This window comes from Pseudomonas sp. ok266 (assembly GCF_900110195.1).
In the GTDB taxonomy this organism is placed as follows: Bacteria; Pseudomonadota; Gammaproteobacteria; order Pseudomonadales; family Pseudomonadaceae; genus Aquipseudomonas; species Aquipseudomonas neuropathica.
In genome coordinates this window covers 1-16,635 of record NZ_FOCU01000010.1, presented here as the reverse complement: position 1 = coordinate 16,635, position 16,635 = coordinate 1, and the positions used below count along the sequence as shown (strand labels likewise).

Sequence of the window (16,635 nt, the reverse complement as noted above, 5' to 3'; positions counted from 1 at the left end):
GATACAAACCTGCTAACACCCTTGCTGGCTCAAAAAAACAACAATCTTCCAGCCTAACCGACGACAAGAAACCCAACGTTTCTGGAGGATTTTTGATGAATAGCTGGTTCGGCAACATCAGCGTGAACATGAAACTGGGCCTGGGCTTCGGCCTGGTGCTGGCCCTGACCTGCGTACTGGCCCTGACAGGCTGGACCAGCCTCGGTGGCCTGATCGACCGCAGCAACTGGATGAGCGACATCACTCAGCTCAACGCCGGTTTGACCAAACTGCGCGTGGTGCGCCTGCAATACATGCTGACCAATGGCGACGAAACCGCCGCACAGAACGTGCAAACCACCCTCGAAAGTTTTGCCGCGCAGCAACAGAAGCTGATCAACAGCTTCAAGAGCCCGGAAAACGTCAAGCTGCTCAAGGAGCAGGCAGCGACCATCGCTGAATACCAGACCTCGCTGAATAAAATGCGCAACGCCTATCGCACCGGCAACAGCGCCCGCGACAGCATGAGCGTGAGTGCCGAGACCGCGTACAACCAGATCGAATCGATCAGCAAACGCGTGCAGCAGATGGACATGAGCGAGCAGCGTTTCGAACAGTTCCAGGCGATCACCGCCGCCAAGGAAGCGTTCATCCTCGCGCGCTACGAAGTGCGCGGCTATACCGCCACCACCAACGCCGAAACCGAGCAGAAAGCCGTCGGCCAACTGGATGTCGCAATCGCCAGCCTCAAGCAACTGAACGTGCATTTCGCCGACTCTCAGCAAGACGCCCTGCGTCAACTGGAAACCGCACTGGTCAACTATCGCAGCGCATTGATGGCGTACAAAAACGCCAACACCGACGCCGTGCAGGCCCGTAAGGAAATGACCGATCAAGGCACCGCGATCGTCAACACCAGCGAGCAGCTGTACCAGATTCAACTCGACCGCCGCGATGTCGAAAGCGCCCAGGCGCGCACCTTCCAGTTGATCAGCACCCTGCTGGCGCTGTTGGTTGGCGTGATTGCTGCGGTGATCATCACCCGTCAGATCACCCGTCCACTGCAAGAAACCCTCGCCGTGGTCGAGCGCATCGCCAGCGGCGACCTGACCCAGAACGTCACCGTCACCCGCCGCGACGAACTCGGCGTGCTGCAACAAGGCATCGCGCGCATGGGCGTGACCCTGCGTGACTTGATCAGCGGCATCCGCGACGGCGTCACCCAGATCGCCAGCGCCGCTGAAGAGCTCTCGGCCGTGACCGAGCAGACCAGCGCCGGTGTGAACAGCCAGAAGGTCGAGACCGATCAGGTTGCCACCGCGATGCACGAGATGACCGCCACCGTGCAGGAAGTTGCGCGCAATGCCGAAGAAGCTTCGCAAGCGGCCGCCGCCGCTGACGGCGAAGCCCGCGAAGGCGACAAAGTCGTCAACGAAGCCATCGCGCAGATCGAGCGTCTGGCCAGCGAAGTGGTGCGTTCGACCGAAGCCATGAGCGTGCTGCAACAGGAAAGCGACAAGATCGGCAGCGTCATGGACGTGATCAAGGCTGTTGCTGAACAGACCAACCTGCTCGCCCTCAACGCTGCAATCGAAGCCGCGCGTGCCGGTGAAGCCGGTCGTGGTTTTGCTGTGGTTGCCGATGAAGTTCGTGGTCTGGCTCAGCGTACGCAGAAATCCACCGAAGAAATCGAAGGCCTGGTCGCCGGTTTGCAGAACGGCACCCAGCAAGTCTCGGCCGTGATGAGCAACAGCCGCGCGCTGACCGACAGCAGCGTCGCCCTGACCCGCAAGGCTGGCGCATCGCTGGAAAACATCACCCGTACGGTGTCAAACATCCAGTCGATGAACCAGCAGATCGCTGCTGCTGCCGAACAGCAGAGCGCCGTGGCTGAAGAGATCAGCCGCAGCATCATCAACGTGCGCGACGTGTCGGAACAGACCGCCGCAGCGAGTGATGAGACCGCCGCGTCGAGTGTTGAACTGGCGCGCCTGGGTGGTCAATTGCAGCAGATGGTCAGCCACTTCCGGGTTTGATTTCATCACCTGAATACCATCTACTACAAAGCCTTTGACAACAAAGGCTTTGTAGTTCAGAACATCTAGTGCTTCGTTTTTATGTCCTTATCTGCTACGACTGATTGTTATGGTACGACCCTCGTACTCACTTCCATCTAGATCATCAATAGCACTTTGGGCAGAGACGTCGTCTGAAAAAGTCACAAAACCAAACCCACGAGACAGCCCTGTTTCTCTTTCCCTAATTATAATCGCGTCTACAATCTCGCCATAATTATTGAATGCGTCTCTCAGCGAATCGTCCGTAATATTAAACGAAAGGCCACCTATATAAATTCTCACACTCATGGCTCGCACCTCTTGGCTTGCATATGTTATTTCCACTCGCACGCCGAACATAACAATCCCGAAAAATTTTTACACCTGTAAGAAATACCAGGCTTTTAGACGAATTCAATCTAACCGTTATGCTGGAGTGGTATGAGGATTAGCACGAATAAAACAGTTTTAGTCTCGTATTAATAGATCCGCTACGTCACCTGTGCAAGAAGTGCCGCCGTATGGTCCTCGCGGTCTGCATATGCGCAGAGTTCATCAACAAGTTTCACGTGCCTTTGAAATTCCCCCGCGTCTTTTAGCTGATCATGGCAGGCCGATAATGGAACGAACAAGCTAGTTATATGATTATCCAGACTGTTACTCACAAGTGAAGTACCGCTTTATGAAACACAAAACTATCTATTCAGCATCAACTAACACCCACTGGTTTCTGCATCTCGTCTATACATGAACTTTCCAACCATCAGACCGACGTCTTAATCCTATCCTTTACACGTCAAGCTCATTTCTTTTCATTGACAACAAGCTCTAAAAACAAAGTCGTAAACGAAGCCATCGCGCAGATCGAGCGTCTGGCCAGCGAAGTGGTGCGTTCGACCGAAGCCATGAGCGTGCTGCAACAGGAAAGCGACAAGATCGGCAGCGTCATGGACGTGATCAAGGCTGTTGCTGAACAGACCAACCTGCTCGCCCTCAACGCTGCAATCGAAGCCGCGCGTGCCGGTGAAGCCGGTCGTGGTTTTGCTGTGGTTGCCGATGAAGTTCGTGGTCTGGCTCAGCGTACGCAGAAATCCACCGAAGAAATCGAAGGCCTGGTCGCCGGTCTGCAGAACGGCACCCAGCAAGTCTCGGCCGTGATGAGCAACAGCCGCGCGCTGACCGACAGCAGCGTGGCCCTGACGCGCAAGGCTGGCGCATCGCTGGAAAACATCACCCGTACGGTGTCGAACATCCAGTCGATGAACCAGCAGATCGCTGCTGCTGCCGAACAGCAGAGCGCCGTGGCTGAAGAGATCAGCCGCAGCATCATCAACGTACGCGACGTGTCGGAACAGACCGCTGCGGCGAGTGATGAGACGGCGGCGTCGAGTGTTGAACTGGCGCGTTTGGGTGGTCAGTTGCAGCAGATGGTCAGCCACTTCCGCGTTTGATCTGGATTCCGCGCTGAAGCTACAACCGCATCGCGAGCAGGCGAAGGCCTACAAGAAATGGTGTTGATCACAGACTATGTGAACTACACCAATCCCCTGTAGGAGTGAGCCTGCTCGCGATTGCGTCCGCCCCATCACCCCGATGTCCCGAAAAAAACTCCGCCTAATGTAGGAGCTGCCGCAGGCTGCGATCTTTTGATCTTCGCTTTTGAACAAATCAGAAGCCAGATCAAAAGATCGCAGCCTTCGGCAGCTCCTTGAAGGTATTCTTCAGCGCGTGCGCATTTCGAGCATCAGCAATCTGGAAAATCCATAACCCTGGCTTTTTCCTGCCGTGAAGGCAAAGCAAGGTCGATCCCTCCGACCGAGGAAAAGCGCTGGCGAATCCGGCTACCCAAGCCTCCAGCGCTATCCCTTCTAATCAATGCTCGCCCCAGAATCATGCGAGCTTCCTCCTCGATGGAATTTCCGTTCTGGGCCGCGTTAATCCGTAACTGATCCATGAGCGGACCATCAATATTTCGAATTGTGATGCTGGCCATGATGACTCCTGCTATCAACTAAAAATCATTGATCGAGACTAACATCCATCCGCCCAAGAACAGCCAGCGCAATCACTTACCGCGTCCCACGCTGCCGCAACGCCGACGGCATAAAATAAGCATCCTCCGGCACCGGCTGCGCAAAATCGACTGTCTCCGCCTCTTCATTATCAAGGTTCTGCACGTAGTAACGGCGCGCCTGCAAATCGTGGAAAACATCCAGCGCACTCCACGTAGTGGGCAGGTCGTAGAAGTTTTTCAGGTAGGCCATCGACACGCGCCACAACTCCCCTCGCCCATCGTACTGATCGACCAATGCCGCGCCCCAGCTGTCTTCATCGAGGAACAGCACGCGTTTGGAATAGATATGCCGCGAGCCCGGTTTCAGGTTGCCTTCCACCACCCACACGCGGTGCAGTTCATAGCGGGTGTATTGCGGGTTGAGGTGACCCGGGGTGAGCAGTTGCGCGTACTTCACCTCGGGGCTGCCGACTTTGTAGTTGTTGTAGGGGATGTAGATTTCCTGTTTGCCCTTGAGCTTCCAGTCGTAGCGATCAGGCGAGCCGTTGAACAGATCGGTGTCGTCGGCGGTGCGCAGGCCATCGGAGGATGCGATCGGCGTGTCGTAGGCGAGGTTCGGTGCGCGGCGCACGCGGCGTTGGCCGGCGTCGTAGATCCAGGCTTGGCGTGCGTCTTTGAGTTGGTCGAGGGTTTCGTGCACGAGGGCGGCACCGCCGGCCAGCCGTGCCGGGCTTTTCACGAAGGCGAGGTAGTAGAACAGGATGTTCTTCAGGTCGGCGAACTGGCCGTTCGGGCGGTAGTAATTGAACAGCGCCTCCTGCTGCGACGTCACCAGCGCGAAGCTGCCGTTGCGCTGGACCGGCGCTTCGGAGGCGCGGCGCACGACGTAGATACCGCGATAGCGAGTGATGTGGTTCCACAGCACTTCAACGCCGTCCTTGGGCACCGGGAACGGCACGCCGCCGTAAGCATCGGAGAAACCGCTGCCGCCTTCCAGCAGCTTGGCCGAGGTGGCGTTTTTCAGGGTGTTGTCGTACAGCCATTGCGGCGCTGAACCGGAGCGGCGGGACGGGTAGATCGGCATCTGGAAGGTGTCGGGGTAGCTGTTGAACAAGGCGATCTGGCCGGGGCTGAGGTGGGCTTTGTATTGGTCGATATTGGCTTTGGTGATGGTGAACAGCGGTTTGTCTGCGGCAAAAGGATCCGGGTGATGCTGTCCCGGTTTGTAACCGGCCGGGGCTTGAGTGATGCCGCCGGTCCAGGCGGGAATGGTGCCGGCGGCGTTGCCGGCACGCTCGGCGCCCATGGGGGTCAGGGTGGTTTTCAGTTGTTCGGCTTGTTGTGGGGTGATGGCGGCGAAAGCGCTACTGGCAGCCAGGCCCAGAAACAGCGCTAGCGAAGCTTTGGTCAATCTCGAAGTGTGAACCATGATCTTCTCCAAAATACAAAAACATGTGGGAGCGAGCCTGCTCCGGGCGGCGTTCCGACGAAAGCGGTGTGTCAGTCGACATCAATGCTGAATGTGCCGGCCTCTTCGCGAGCAGGCTCGCTCCCACAGGGGCTGTGTGTAGCCTTCAAAGGAAATACTTGAGGTTGAACCCGACGTTATCGCGGTCGCGGATGCCGTTGTTCTGCCCGCCGCCGTAGAACTCGGTGTACTGCAACTCGGCTTCAAGCTTGTTCTGGTAATTGGCTTTTATCCCCAACGTGTAGGCCTTGCGACCTTCGATGGTGTTGCCGGCCTGATAGCTGTTGCCCTCGAAATCGTCCTTGTAGACGATGTACGGCGAGACGTTGACCCCGGCGTATACGTCGTTCCAGGTGCCGTTGAGCATCGCCGTGTAGCTGTAGGAATTGCGATTGACCTGATCGTCGCGATCACCGCCCGACACATAGGAATAGTTGCCCGTGCCGGCGTAGTAACGACGACTGCCGTCGTAAGCGGTGTATTGCAGACTGCTGCCGCGCAGGTGCTCGGAGGCCAGTTCGAAGATGCCGAACAGCGAGTCGAACGAAGCCGTCGGGCCGAAGTTGTAGATGGTCCCCAGCGAAGTATTGAACGCTTCCACACGCTCGGCGTTATTGATCTGGCTGTCGAGGGTGACCATCTGCCCGCCGACGTTGATCGACTTGCCCGTCACTGCCGCCGCAGCACCGTTGGCCAGGTCGCCAATCAAATCGTTGGTCGCCGCAACGCCGATCGGCAGATTCGGCCGATAAGCAATCTCACCAAATACCGAGGCCTCGCCCAACGTGGTGTTGAAGCTGAAGCCGTACATGCGGATGTCTTCGGCATAACGCCGATGCGCCTGGATATTGCCCATCACGTCGGCCGTCGCCAACCCATTGGCCAGCGCCCCGGCCTGACTGCCGGCGACACCGGACAACAGGTTGGTCAGCGCGTCCATGTCGATGCCTTTGTAGCCGCCCAGGTCCGCCGCGATGGTCGGCTCCTTGGCGTGGTAGTTGACCATGTACAAACCGAACTCGGTGCTGTTGACCTGTTCGGCGATATAGCGAAAGGCAAAACCAAACTGGCCATCGTTGCGTGCGTTGTAGTCCTTGCCGACGCTCGCCACTTTCAGTGTGTTGCCGTAGGCCGGTGTCACGCCATTGGCGTACAGCCCGGTGCTTTGCAGGGCGGAGTTGAGCAACGGGTTGTTGCCCAGCGCGCTGTACAAACCGATGACGTTGCCGAACCCCGGAACCGGCGTGTCGAGCGCTGTGCCGCTGAAGTTGTTGTAACCGGTGTTGCCACCGTCGGCGAACAAGTCGGTTTGCGAGTAGAAGGTGCCGACCGGATCGATACGGGTTTCCTTCCAGTTGGTCTGGTAGAAACTCTCCATGGTCAGCGAATCGGTCAGGCCGATGTTGAAACTCAGTGCCTCCACCGGCACCAGCACTTCCTTGACTTCGGCGCCGGGCAAGCGGTACTTGGCGGCGTCCACCGGGTTGGTGGTGTTGATCCCGCCGCGATAGAAAATCCCCTCACCCCAGTTGAACACCTGCCGACCGACGCGCGCGGTCACCGGCATCTGCGCGACGTCCCAGCTGCCATGCACGTAGGCATCGAGCATCTCGATGCGGCTGCCGGCGATGTCGCGGGTCTGGCTGGTGAAATGGTTGTCCTGCGGGTAGCTCTGGCTCGGTTGCGAGGGGCTGTTGTTGTCGTAGTAGTCGTTGCGCTTGTCCATCAGTAGCGTGTCGTAGAACGCGGTACCGCGCACGAACACGCCGTAGTTCTGATAGTTGGCTTCAAGCTCGGAGGTGATCTTGTACACCTCGGAAACCAGCCCGGTGTCAAAGTTGCGATTGCCGTCGTTGGTGTTGACGTCATCGTTAGTCTTGTCGCGGCCCTGCACCCGCCACAAACGACCGTAGGACAAGGTCGTGTCGAGGGAGCCAGTGACCTGTTTGTCCATGAAGCTGAATTCCACCGCGTGCGCCGCATCGACTGCGCACAACTGCAGCAGCCCTGCCAGGCCGACACCGGGGAGCGCGGCGCCCGTCAGGCGCAATCGAGTGTTGATCATCTGTTCCTCCTTCCCTGTTTTTTATTGTTGTGGTGTGCGTTGCGGCGCACTACGGCGCCAAACCCGTGCTGACGTAAATCCGGCTGTGCGCGCCGAAATGTCCGAGCAACCTGAACAGTTGCTGGTTAAGCGCCGGGTGGTCGAAGTCTTCGCGTTGCAGCTGATTGCCGCTGCTGAAATCACTGCTGACGGGCGCCGTTTCCAGCCACTGGCCGATGGCTTCGTCGAAGGCGGCGGAGTCGTTGACGGCTTCGGCGCTGACCACTTCGCGCAGGTAGTCGACCGAGTACGGCGGGTAGCTTTTGTCCTGAGCCACATCGGCGTAAGCCGCGAGCATCGGATGCGGCTGACCGGCACGCAGCACGCGCCGCAGCCAGGTCGACTGATATTTCTCCACTTCCATATGCCGTGTGGCGACGCGCTCGATGGAGGCTTGTTTGTCGGCGGCGAAACCGGCCAGCGCCTTGCCTTCCAGCAGCAGAAGACTGGCGAGGTCGACGCCCGGCAGCGGCTTGGCGTGATACGGCTGGGTCAGGTCCTGAATGTGGTGCAGGCCCCAGCCGAGAAAGCGATACCCCCAATACCGATGACCGCTGGCAAATGCCAGTCGCGCCAGGCCCAGGTATTGATACGCGCGCCAGTCCGGCCAACTGCGCTCGAGGAAACCGGCAGCGGCATACACCACCGCGCTTTCATGGAAGAAGCCCATATGGAACGGCGCCTGTGAGCTGTACTGGAAACGCGCATCGCCGAACGGTTGCGGGCCGAAGCCGTAGAGCGCGCCGACGTTGCCGGGGTTGTCGCTGAACAGATTGATGTCGTGACCGTAATCCGGCTCGTCGGCGGCGCTGGCGAGCACGGCCAGGGCTGCGACTTTTTCATGATCGGTGACCACGATGAAACGCTGACGATTCCACGGTGACAGGGTTTGTTCGACCATGACCTGGTTAGCTTGCAGATGCTCGCGCTCGGGCAGGTCTTTGCCGGGTAATGGCTGGATGACCATTGCCAAGTGAATCTCGGGATTGATGCGCAGCGCAGTGAGAAAGTCGTGGCGTAAATTGTCACTCGGCACTGCGGGCAATTTCAGGTTGTCAGGTCGTGGCGGGTACTGAGTGAAGTGCGCGCGGGCGAAGCTTTCCTGTTGCTCCAACAGCGCCAGCACGGCCGGATATTGCTCGGTGAGAAACTGCTCCAGTGGCTCGACTGCAACCGCTGGCGCGTCGCGCAACGCTGGCAGGTCCTGCAACGCCAGATAGCTGCCGACCGTATGGTTCGACCAGCCCCAGGCGCTCGGGGCCGTTGCACAAAGCAGCAACAGGAGGAAGGTCAGCTTCATTGCTTTTCGTTCTTATTGGCGGTGCCGTGGGGGATGAGCCTAACAACCGACCCCGCCGCTGACACTGTCCGATCTCACCAGAAAAGTTCTCCGATGGCGCCACATAAGAGGATCTGATTCCACCGCATAACCTTGTGGGAGCGAGCTTGCTCGCGAAAGCGGTGGGTCAGACAAGACAATAGTGACTGACACTCCGCATTCGCGAGCAAGCTCGCTCCCACAGGGATTGGCGGCGTTCTTTCAGGCGGGGTAACCGGTGATTTTGCGGATGCTCTGATACAGCGGTTTGAGCTGGCGGTACATGCGCAGATAGACCTCTTTGTACAGTTGCTCGTAGATTTTTTGCGCATCGGGTTGTGGGGTGAAGACAGCCCCTACTCTGGTCATCGCCGCGATGGCCGTGGGGAAATCCGCATGCAACCCCAACCCCACCGCACAACAAATCGCCGCGCCCAGACCGGACGCCTCATACACATGCGGCCGCTCCGCCGGCAGGCCGAAAATATTCGCCGTGAGCTGCATCGCCGCATCACTCTGCGAGCCGCCACCGGCCACGCGCAACCGCTTGACCGAGACCTTCGAACGCCGCTCGATATTCTCCATGCCCTGACGCAACGCATACGCCAGCCCTTCCAGAATCGCCCGATAAATATGCGCGCGGGTGTGCACATCGCCGAAGCCAATCATCGCGCCTTTCGCCTCGACACCCGGCTCGCGAATCCCCGGCGACCAATACGGTTGCAGCATCAGGCCCATCGAGCCCGGCGGCACCGCCTCAACCAGTGCATCGAACAACTGCTCAGGCTCGATACCCTGCTCTTTCGCCTGCTGCATCTCGCGCAAACCGAACTCGTTCTTGAACCAGCTGACCATCCAGTAACCGCGATAAATCATCACCTCGCAGTTGTACTGATCCGGCACCGCCGATGGATATGGCGGGATCAACGGGACGATTTCCAGATAGCGCGAGCGGGTGCTGGTGATCGTCGCCGTGGTGCCGTAGGACAAGCACACCGTGCTCGCATCGACCACGCCAGAACCGACCACTTCGCAAGCCTTGTCGGCGCCGGCAGCGATCAGCGGCAAGCCTTCGGGAATACCCGTATGGCGAGCGGCCTCGGCGGTAATGTGGCCGAGGGTTTCTCCGGGTTTGTGCAGGGTCGGCAATTGCTCGGGGCGCACCGCCAGCGCCTGCCATTTCCAGTCACTCGGCGCGGCCCATTTCAGGCGTTTGAAGTCGAACGGCAGGTAGCCGACGCAGCAACCGACCGAATCGACAAAGCGTCCGCAAAGTCGATGGGTGAGAAACCCCGAGAGCAGTAAAAACTTGTCCGTCGCCGCCCACACTTCAGGCTGATGCTGAGCGATCCAGTTCGCCTCAGCCTGAGCACGAAAATAATCCACAGTCGCCTGGGCGCCGACCAGTTTGAACAGCCAGCCCCACGGCCCTTTGATGCCGCCCTCGACCTCGCTCTGACGTTGATCGAGCCACAGAATCGCCGGGCGCAATGGCTTGCCCTCGGCATCGACGTTAATCACCGTGCCGCGCTGCGTGGTCAGGGAAACGCCGGCAATCTGCGCGCGATCAATCCCCGTTTGCTGCCAGACCTGCTGACACGCCTCGCCGAGTTTCGCCCAGTAATACTCAGGATCCTGCTCGGCCCAACCCGGCTGCGTCGAGTAATACGCCTGCAACTCGACCTTGCCTTTGCCGAGCAGATTGCCCTGCAAATCGAAGAGCAGCGCGCGCACGCTCTGGGTGCCGTTGTCGATGGCCAGCAGGTAACGCTTGTTCGGGTGGTTATCCATGGAGCTCTCTTCTGGGGGCATCAAGGCGTGGCATCCGGCAAACCGTGATGGCGTTGCCACAACGCCCGATAACGCTGTTCTTCCTGCTGCCAGTGTTCGTCGCTCCAGCCCAGTCGTGGCTGGCAGGTTTGGCGGATGGCGGCGAAATACGCTTCGCCACCGCGCGGCAACAGCAGGCCCAGACGCGTGCGGCGCAGGAGCAGATCGTCGAGGTGCAAGACCATTTCCGCTTCGCAGGCGAAGGCCAGTTCTGCCCACAACGTGTCCGTAGCACCGACCGTTTCGTGGCTGACTTCTTTGATCAGTTGCGCCAGCCTCGGCAGGTCGCGGCCATGCCGTCCGGCCAGGCGTCGCCACTGATGGTTGCTCAATTCAGGGATCGCCAGCGCAGGCACAGCGGCAAACACTGGCGCGGCGTCGTCAACGAAAGGACGCTCGAGCATCGCCGCGCAGGCCTTAAGCACTTCGATGGCTTGCGGGCGAAACGTGGTCAGTTTGCCGCCAGCCAGGGTTACGCAACCCGGCTCCTGCCACAGCACATGCTCGCGGGTTTCGTTCGACGGTTTGTCTTGATGATTGCCCGCCGCACTGCCGACTACCGGACGTACGCCCGACCATGTCGACAGCACGTCCGAAGCGTTCACTTGCGCTCCGGGAAACTGTTGCGTGCAAGCCGCCAGCAGATAGTCGAGTTCTTCGCCGCTGATGCTCGCGCTCTGATCAAGATCCTCACGGTGATCAAGGTCCGTGGTGCCGACCACCGTCGCGCCTTCCCACGGGAAAACGAACACCGGACGCCGGTCGCGCTCATGCATGAAAGTGAACGCCTGCGCCACCGGCAGACGCCAACCCGGCAACAATAAATGACTACCGCGCAACGGCCGCAATTGCCGTGGCGCCTCTGCCGGGCGCAGGCGTTCAGCCCAGGCGCCGGTAGCCACCGCGAGCACGCCGCAGCGCAATTGCAGTGACGAGCCGGCTTCGCAATCCTCGACCTGAACGCCACACACTCGGCCGCTTTCCCGCAGCAACTGTTCGACGCGCACGCCATTGACCACGACCGCACCCTCGGCCCGCGCTTCGCTCAACACGCGCATCACCAACCGCGCATCATCGGTCAGCGCATCGACAAAACAGGTGCCGCCGAGCAAGTCGTTTTCCTTCACCCCCGGCGCCAGATATCGAAGCTGTTGCGCATCATGAAAGCGATGGCTGCGCCGTCCCGCCAAGGCGTCGTAAACGCTCAGCAAACCACCCAGCACCCGCGGCCCGGGAAAGCCGCCGCGATAGTGCGGCATCAGGAAACTCATCGGCTCGACCAACCCCGGCGCTTCGTCGAGCAGGCGTTGGCGCTCGCGCACCGAATCGCGGGTCAGGCGCCACTGGCCTTTGGCGATGTAACGCAAACCACCGTGGACCATTTTCGAAGATCGACTGGACGTGCCCCAGGCAAAATCGCGCTGCTCCAGCAGCAGACAGCGCCAACCTCGACGCGCGGCTTCACGCAGGATGCCGGCGCCGCTGATACCGCCGCCGATGACGATCAGATCCCAGCTTTCCTCGGCCAGCGTCGGCAGAATCTGCTGGCGCCACGCGGCGTTCCAGTCCTGACTCATGGCCGTCACTCCGGCAGCAGCGTGCCGGGATTGAGGCGCCCGGCCGGATCGAAGTGTTTGCTCAGCGCCTGCAAGGTGTCCATCGCCAATGCGCCCTTCTCGCGCAGCAGGTACGGCGCGTGATCCTTGCCGACACCGTGCTGGTGGCTGATGGTGCCGTGGTTGTCGACGATGGTCTGGCTGGCCGCGTGTTTCAGCGCTTTCCAGCGTGCCAGCGTCGCGGGGTAATCCGCTGCTGGGCGAAACACGTAGGTGGTGTAGATGCTCGAACCTTCGCCGTAGACGTGGGACAGGTGGGTGAACACGTGCACGCGCTCGCCTTCGGCGGCCAAGGCCTCGCGCAGGCTGTTTTCAACGAGGTTGAGCAGGTGGTCGACATTGCTCCAGTCGGTGGCGGTTTCGAGGGTGTCGACCACGTAACCGGCGTTCCACAGGTTCTCGCGCAGGTAGGGGAAACGGAAGCGGTTCTGCGCCCATTTCTTGCCGAGCAAGGTGCCGGTGAACACGCCGCCGAAGGCCTTGAGGTGTTGTCGCGCCTGTTTCAGCGACAGCGCGTTTTGCCGACGATTGCCGGTCACGCCGAAGGTCAGCAAGCACTTGCCCGCACCGGCGCCGCGCAGTTTCAGATACTTTTCCAGCCAAGCGATTTGTTGCGGATGACCGGCCAGCGCCAGTTGCGTTTCGGTTTCCACGGCGTTGGACAGGCGCAGCATCGACAGCGGCACGCGCGCCTGAGCCAATTGGCGGATCGCCCTTAGCGCTTGCGGCCAGTCGGGCAGAAATACACCGTAGAAACGCTCATCGGCGGGCAGCGCGCTGACCCGCACTTTAACCTCGGAAATGATCCCGAAACGGCCCTCGCAACCGAGCACCACTTCGCGCAGATCAGGCCCGGCGGCAGAGGCCGGGAAGGTTGGAATCTCCAGCGGCCCGGCGAAGGTTTCCAGCGTTCCGCCAGCGAATAACTGCTCGATCCGGCCATAGCGCAGCGACTGCTGACCGCTGGAACGGCTGGCGACCCAACCGCCCAGCGTCGACAGCTCCCACGACTGCGGAAAATGCCCAAGCGTGTAGCCTTTCGCACGCAACTGACTTTCGACCTGCGGCCCACTCGCGCCGGGGCCGAACGTCGCCAGCAGGCTCTGTTCATCGAGGTCGATCAGGCGGTTCATCCGCGCCAGCGACACCGTCACCACTGGCCGCGCCGAATCCGGTGGATTGATGTGGCCGGCCACCGATGTGCCGCCGCCATACGGGATCAGGCACAAGTCTTGTTCATGGGTGAGCGCCAGCAACTGGCGGATGTGCTCAGCGGTCTCGGGAAAGGCCACCGCATCGGGATAATGGCCCAGCGCACCTTCGCGCAGCGCCAGCCAGTCCGGCAGGCTCTGGCCTCGGGCATGCAGCAAACGATCATGGGCATCGACGCTGTACAAAGTGTGCGCCTGCAACCGCGAATTCGGCACACGCGCCAGCGCCGCCTCTAGCGTTGCATCGGGCAGCGCGCGCCCCTCGCCCAAGCGCTCATGAAGAAACTCCGCGCCCTGGGCCGGCAGTTCGACCACCGTGGTTGCATCTCCCCAGCCGTTCCAGCGTCGCATGCGTGTGTCCTTCTTACCGTCAGATCAGTGATATTTCAGGCCTCCATACTAGCCAGCGGCCGCCAAGTGTCACGGTCGCATCCGGCCAGTTCGTGTAGCCAATTGAGTCAAACGTCGCGCAAGCGTCAGCCATTTACTTTAGTCGGGGTTTCAAATTACCTTTCAGGCTATTCGTCCGCCTCCGCTGCCGTTGATCAAAGGAATGGGATCATGCAATCGCTCGGCTACACCTCGGTTCCGCCCCTGCTCAAGTACCTGCGCCATGCCGAACAACTAGGCATGGATATCGAGCCGGCGTTGGCGGCGGCGGGTTTGCAGGCGCAGCAGTTGAGCGACAACACCCTGCGTTTGCCCGGTGAAGCGCATGAACGCTTGCTGGATTATTTCTGCGAGCACTCGGGCGATCCGTTGTTCGGGCTCAACGCGGCGAATTTCGTCCTGCCCAATTCGTGGAGCGTGCTCGGTTACATCACCATGAACTGCGCGACGTTGGGCGATGCGATGAGCCGGATCATGCCGTTCGAGAAACTGGTCGGCGACATGGGCGTCAGCCGTGCCGAGGTGAAGGACGGTCACGTGCATCTGATCTGGACTTGCCGTTATCAGCGTCCACGGATTCGTCGGCATCTGGTGGAAAACGTGTTGGGGTCATGGCTGCAATATGCGCGCTGGATTGCCGACACGCAGATGTCGCCGGCCGGAGTTTGGCTCGAACATCCATGCCCGGCCGAGGCCACGCCAGCGCAGTACGAAGCGTTTTTCGATTGCCCGGTGTTGTTCGATCAGCCGTATTCGGCGCTGGTCGTGCCGCTGGCGTATTTGCAGCTGCCGTTGCGTCAGGCCGATGCGCAGTTGCTGCGAACGCTGGAAGAACATGCGCTGGGCTTGATGGCGACACTGGAGGATGCGTCGCTTGAGCAGCAGGTGAAGAACATTCTGCGGCAGTTGCTCAAGGAGGGGTTGCCGCGCAAGGAGCAGGTCGCAGAACAGCTCGCTGTTTCCGTGCGGACGTTGCAGCGGCAGTTGCATCAGGCGGGGACGTCGTATCAGCAGATTCTCGATGATTTGCGTCAGGAGCTGGCTGAGCATTATTTGCTCAATAGCACGCTGCCGATTCAGGACATTGCGCAGTATCTGGGGTTTACCGAACCCCGCTCGTTTCACCGCACGTTCAAGAGTCGGCGCGGGATGCCGCCGGGGGAGTTTCGGCAGATGCATCGGGGTTGATTGTTCGGGCCTCTTCGCGAGCAAGCTCGCTCCCACAGTAGATCTCGGCGGCTCACAAATTCGATGTTCACTGCAGATCCATTGTGGGAGCGAGCTTGCTCGCGAATGCGCCAACTGCAGCACCCAATTCCTACAGGTAAATCCTCGATATTTGAGCGCAATAAACATCCCGCATCACAGGTGTTTAAAGACACTCAGCGTTACGCGAAACAGCCCACAAATCCTTGCGCCGTAACCTACGCCTGCGCCAGAATCCGCCGGCTTGTGCGCCCGGAGCATGCTGCGTAACTTGATTGCGTCACTGATTCCCAGTGATCGAGCTTAGCGGCTCGGCTACATTCGCTCCCCGCTGCACCAGTATCATCCAGTCAGGTATTTGCCTGCGTTTGATGGTGGCTGTGCGCATGGCACCTTCGGGTGCGCCGGGGTGGGATGCGACCGGTCCGCTAACTTGCGCACAGCTGCCTCCCTTTTGCTTAGCGGCGAAATGGATGCGGCTTTAAAAGGTACGCTCCCATGTTCAAAGTAACGCCAAACCCGCCGGTCACCGACCCGGCCTCCCCCTACGATTCCGCCGATTCAAAGAAATTCCACGAAGCCGCCGAGCGCGCGCTCGACCACTACCTCGGTCCGACGAACGCCGACCTCATGGCAACGCCCTACTCCCCCAACACGCTGTACATGGCCAACCCCGAGGCAGGCACCGAATCCCTGCTGGCCGACGCCAGCGAAACGCTTGGCTCGGCGACCGTCATGCTCAACAACCATGCCGCGCAGGTTGAAGGCACACACCGCAAGACACTGCAGGGTATTGCGCAAGTGGTGATGGTGGCGGAAATGGCCGTCAATCGCGTGTTGGACAGGTTAGTGCCGACCGAGTAACGAAAAAGCCCGCTGCCCCAACTGTGATGGTTAGGTGGCGGGCTTCTTTTTGCGGTGTGCCATTTTCCCCTCACCCCAGCCCTCTCCCATAGGGAGAGGGGGCCGACCGTGGGATGTTCACTAGATACACCGACCTGAGAGTGCTGCTGTGAATCCATAATCGACTCGGTCATTCAGGTCGGTGTATAGCGTCAGACAACTCGGTCAGTCCCCTCTCCCTCCGGGAGAGGGCTAGGGTGGGTAAAGACCGGGTACATCCTTTACGTTTGAGACCGGGGACATGGTTTACAGGTATCAATCATGGTCAGGAGGTGCTGACCATGCCCTGGAAACAAGAGTCCCCAATGGATCAACGAGTGAAGTTAATTAGCGATTGGCTCAGCGGCAGCTACACCAAAAGCCAATTAAGCCGGCGGTATGGCGTCAGTCGTCCAACCATCGACAAGTGGCTGGAACGGTATGCAGCGTTGGGCGTGGATGGCTTGAAAGAGCAGTCGCGTAAGCCGCTGAATTGCCCTCACCAAACTTCCGATGAAATCATCGCCAAGTTGCTGGCCAAGAAAAACGAACATCCCGAT

12 protein-coding genes and 2 pseudogenes are annotated in these 16,635 nt (G+C 59.7%); 6 read left to right on the top strand and 8 right to left on the bottom strand.

Features of this window, described 5'->3' with window-relative positions:
- Positions 1–95: 95 nt before the first annotated feature.
- Both BMY54_RS31375 and BMY54_RS31370 read left to right on the top strand, forming a co-directional pair.
- Positions 96–1,157, top strand: a pseudogene (locus BMY54_RS31375) (methyl-accepting chemotaxis protein); the annotation flags it as partial.
- Positions 1,152–2,015 (top strand): methyl-accepting chemotaxis protein, encoded by an 864-nt coding sequence (locus BMY54_RS31370; protein WP_371748303.1) that lies wholly within the window; start codon positions 1,152–1,154, stop codon positions 2,013–2,015. The pseudogene BMY54_RS31375 and the gene BMY54_RS31370, both read left to right, overlap by 6 nt.
- An 87-nt stretch (positions 2,016–2,102) precedes the next feature.
- Here BMY54_RS31370 and BMY54_RS31365 read toward each other — a convergent pair whose 3' ends face one another.
- Positions 2,103–2,345 carry an RNA recognition motif domain-containing protein gene (locus tag BMY54_RS31365; protein ID WP_175559633.1) on the bottom strand — a complete coding sequence of 81 codons (243 nt, stop codon included), beginning with the start codon at positions 2,343–2,345 and terminating at the stop codon, positions 2,103–2,105.
- Positions 2,346–2,869: 524 nt separating this feature from the next.
- Here BMY54_RS31365 and BMY54_RS19030 point away from each other — a divergent pair.
- A pseudogene (locus BMY54_RS19030) lies at positions 2,870–3,487 on the top strand (methyl-accepting chemotaxis protein); the annotation flags it as partial.
- A gap of 293 nt (positions 3,488–3,780) precedes the next feature.
- Here the strand turns inward: BMY54_RS19030 and BMY54_RS19025 are convergent.
- The 7 genes from BMY54_RS19025 to BMY54_RS18995 all read right to left on the bottom strand — a co-directional run bounded on the left by BMY54_RS19025 (position 3,781) and on the right by BMY54_RS18995 (position 13,948).
- Positions 3,781–4,029: a FitA-like ribbon-helix-helix domain-containing protein gene (locus tag BMY54_RS19025; protein ID WP_093435583.1), complete on the bottom strand. Its 249-nt coding sequence runs from the start codon at positions 4,027–4,029 to the stop codon at positions 3,781–3,783.
- A gap of 76 nt (positions 4,030–4,105) precedes the next feature.
- Positions 4,106–5,479 (bottom strand): DUF1329 domain-containing protein, encoded by a 1,374-nt coding sequence (locus tag BMY54_RS19020; protein WP_093435580.1) that lies wholly within the window; start codon positions 5,477–5,479, stop codon positions 4,106–4,108.
- 145 nt (positions 5,480–5,624) lie between these two features.
- Complete coding sequence (locus BMY54_RS19015; protein WP_093435577.1) at positions 5,625–7,583, bottom strand: DUF1302 domain-containing protein; 1,959 nt, start codon at positions 7,581–7,583, stop codon at positions 5,625–5,627.
- A 49-nt stretch (positions 7,584–7,632) separates the two neighbouring features.
- On the bottom strand, positions 7,633–8,922 hold the full coding sequence (locus tag BMY54_RS19010) for a phospholipase C/P1 nuclease family protein (protein ID WP_093435572.1): 1,290 nt from the start codon (positions 8,920–8,922) through the stop codon (positions 7,633–7,635).
- A 240-nt stretch (positions 8,923–9,162) separates the two neighbouring features.
- Positions 9,163–10,731 (bottom strand): FGGY-family carbohydrate kinase, encoded by a 1,569-nt coding sequence (locus BMY54_RS19005; protein WP_093435568.1) that lies wholly within the window; start codon positions 10,729–10,731, stop codon positions 9,163–9,165.
- A 20-nt stretch (positions 10,732–10,751) separates the two neighbouring features.
- A complete protein-coding gene (locus BMY54_RS19000; protein WP_093435565.1) occupies positions 10,752–12,347 on the bottom strand; it encodes a glycerol-3-phosphate dehydrogenase/oxidase in 1,596 nt (531 codons plus the stop codon).
- A 5-nt stretch (positions 12,348–12,352) separates the two neighbouring features.
- On the bottom strand, positions 12,353–13,948 hold the full coding sequence (locus BMY54_RS18995) for an FAD-binding oxidoreductase (protein ID WP_093435560.1): 1,596 nt from the start codon (positions 13,946–13,948) through the stop codon (positions 12,353–12,355).
- 210 nt (positions 13,949–14,158) lie between these two features.
- Between BMY54_RS18995 and BMY54_RS18990 the strand changes: the two genes are divergently transcribed.
- The 3 genes from BMY54_RS18990 to BMY54_RS18980 all read left to right on the top strand — a co-directional run.
- Positions 14,159–15,175 carry an AraC family transcriptional regulator GliR gene (locus BMY54_RS18990; protein ID WP_093435557.1) on the top strand — a complete coding sequence of 339 codons (1,017 nt, stop codon included), beginning with the start codon at positions 14,159–14,161 and terminating at the stop codon, positions 15,173–15,175.
- Between the two features lie 516 nt (positions 15,176–15,691).
- Positions 15,692–16,057: a DUF6124 family protein gene (locus BMY54_RS18985; RefSeq protein WP_093435552.1), complete on the top strand. Its 366-nt coding sequence runs from the start codon at positions 15,692–15,694 to the stop codon at positions 16,055–16,057.
- Between the two features lie 320 nt (positions 16,058–16,377).
- Positions 16,378–16,635 (top strand): helix-turn-helix domain-containing protein (locus BMY54_RS18980; RefSeq protein ID WP_139213417.1); only part of this gene is annotated, 258 nt, incomplete at its 3' end.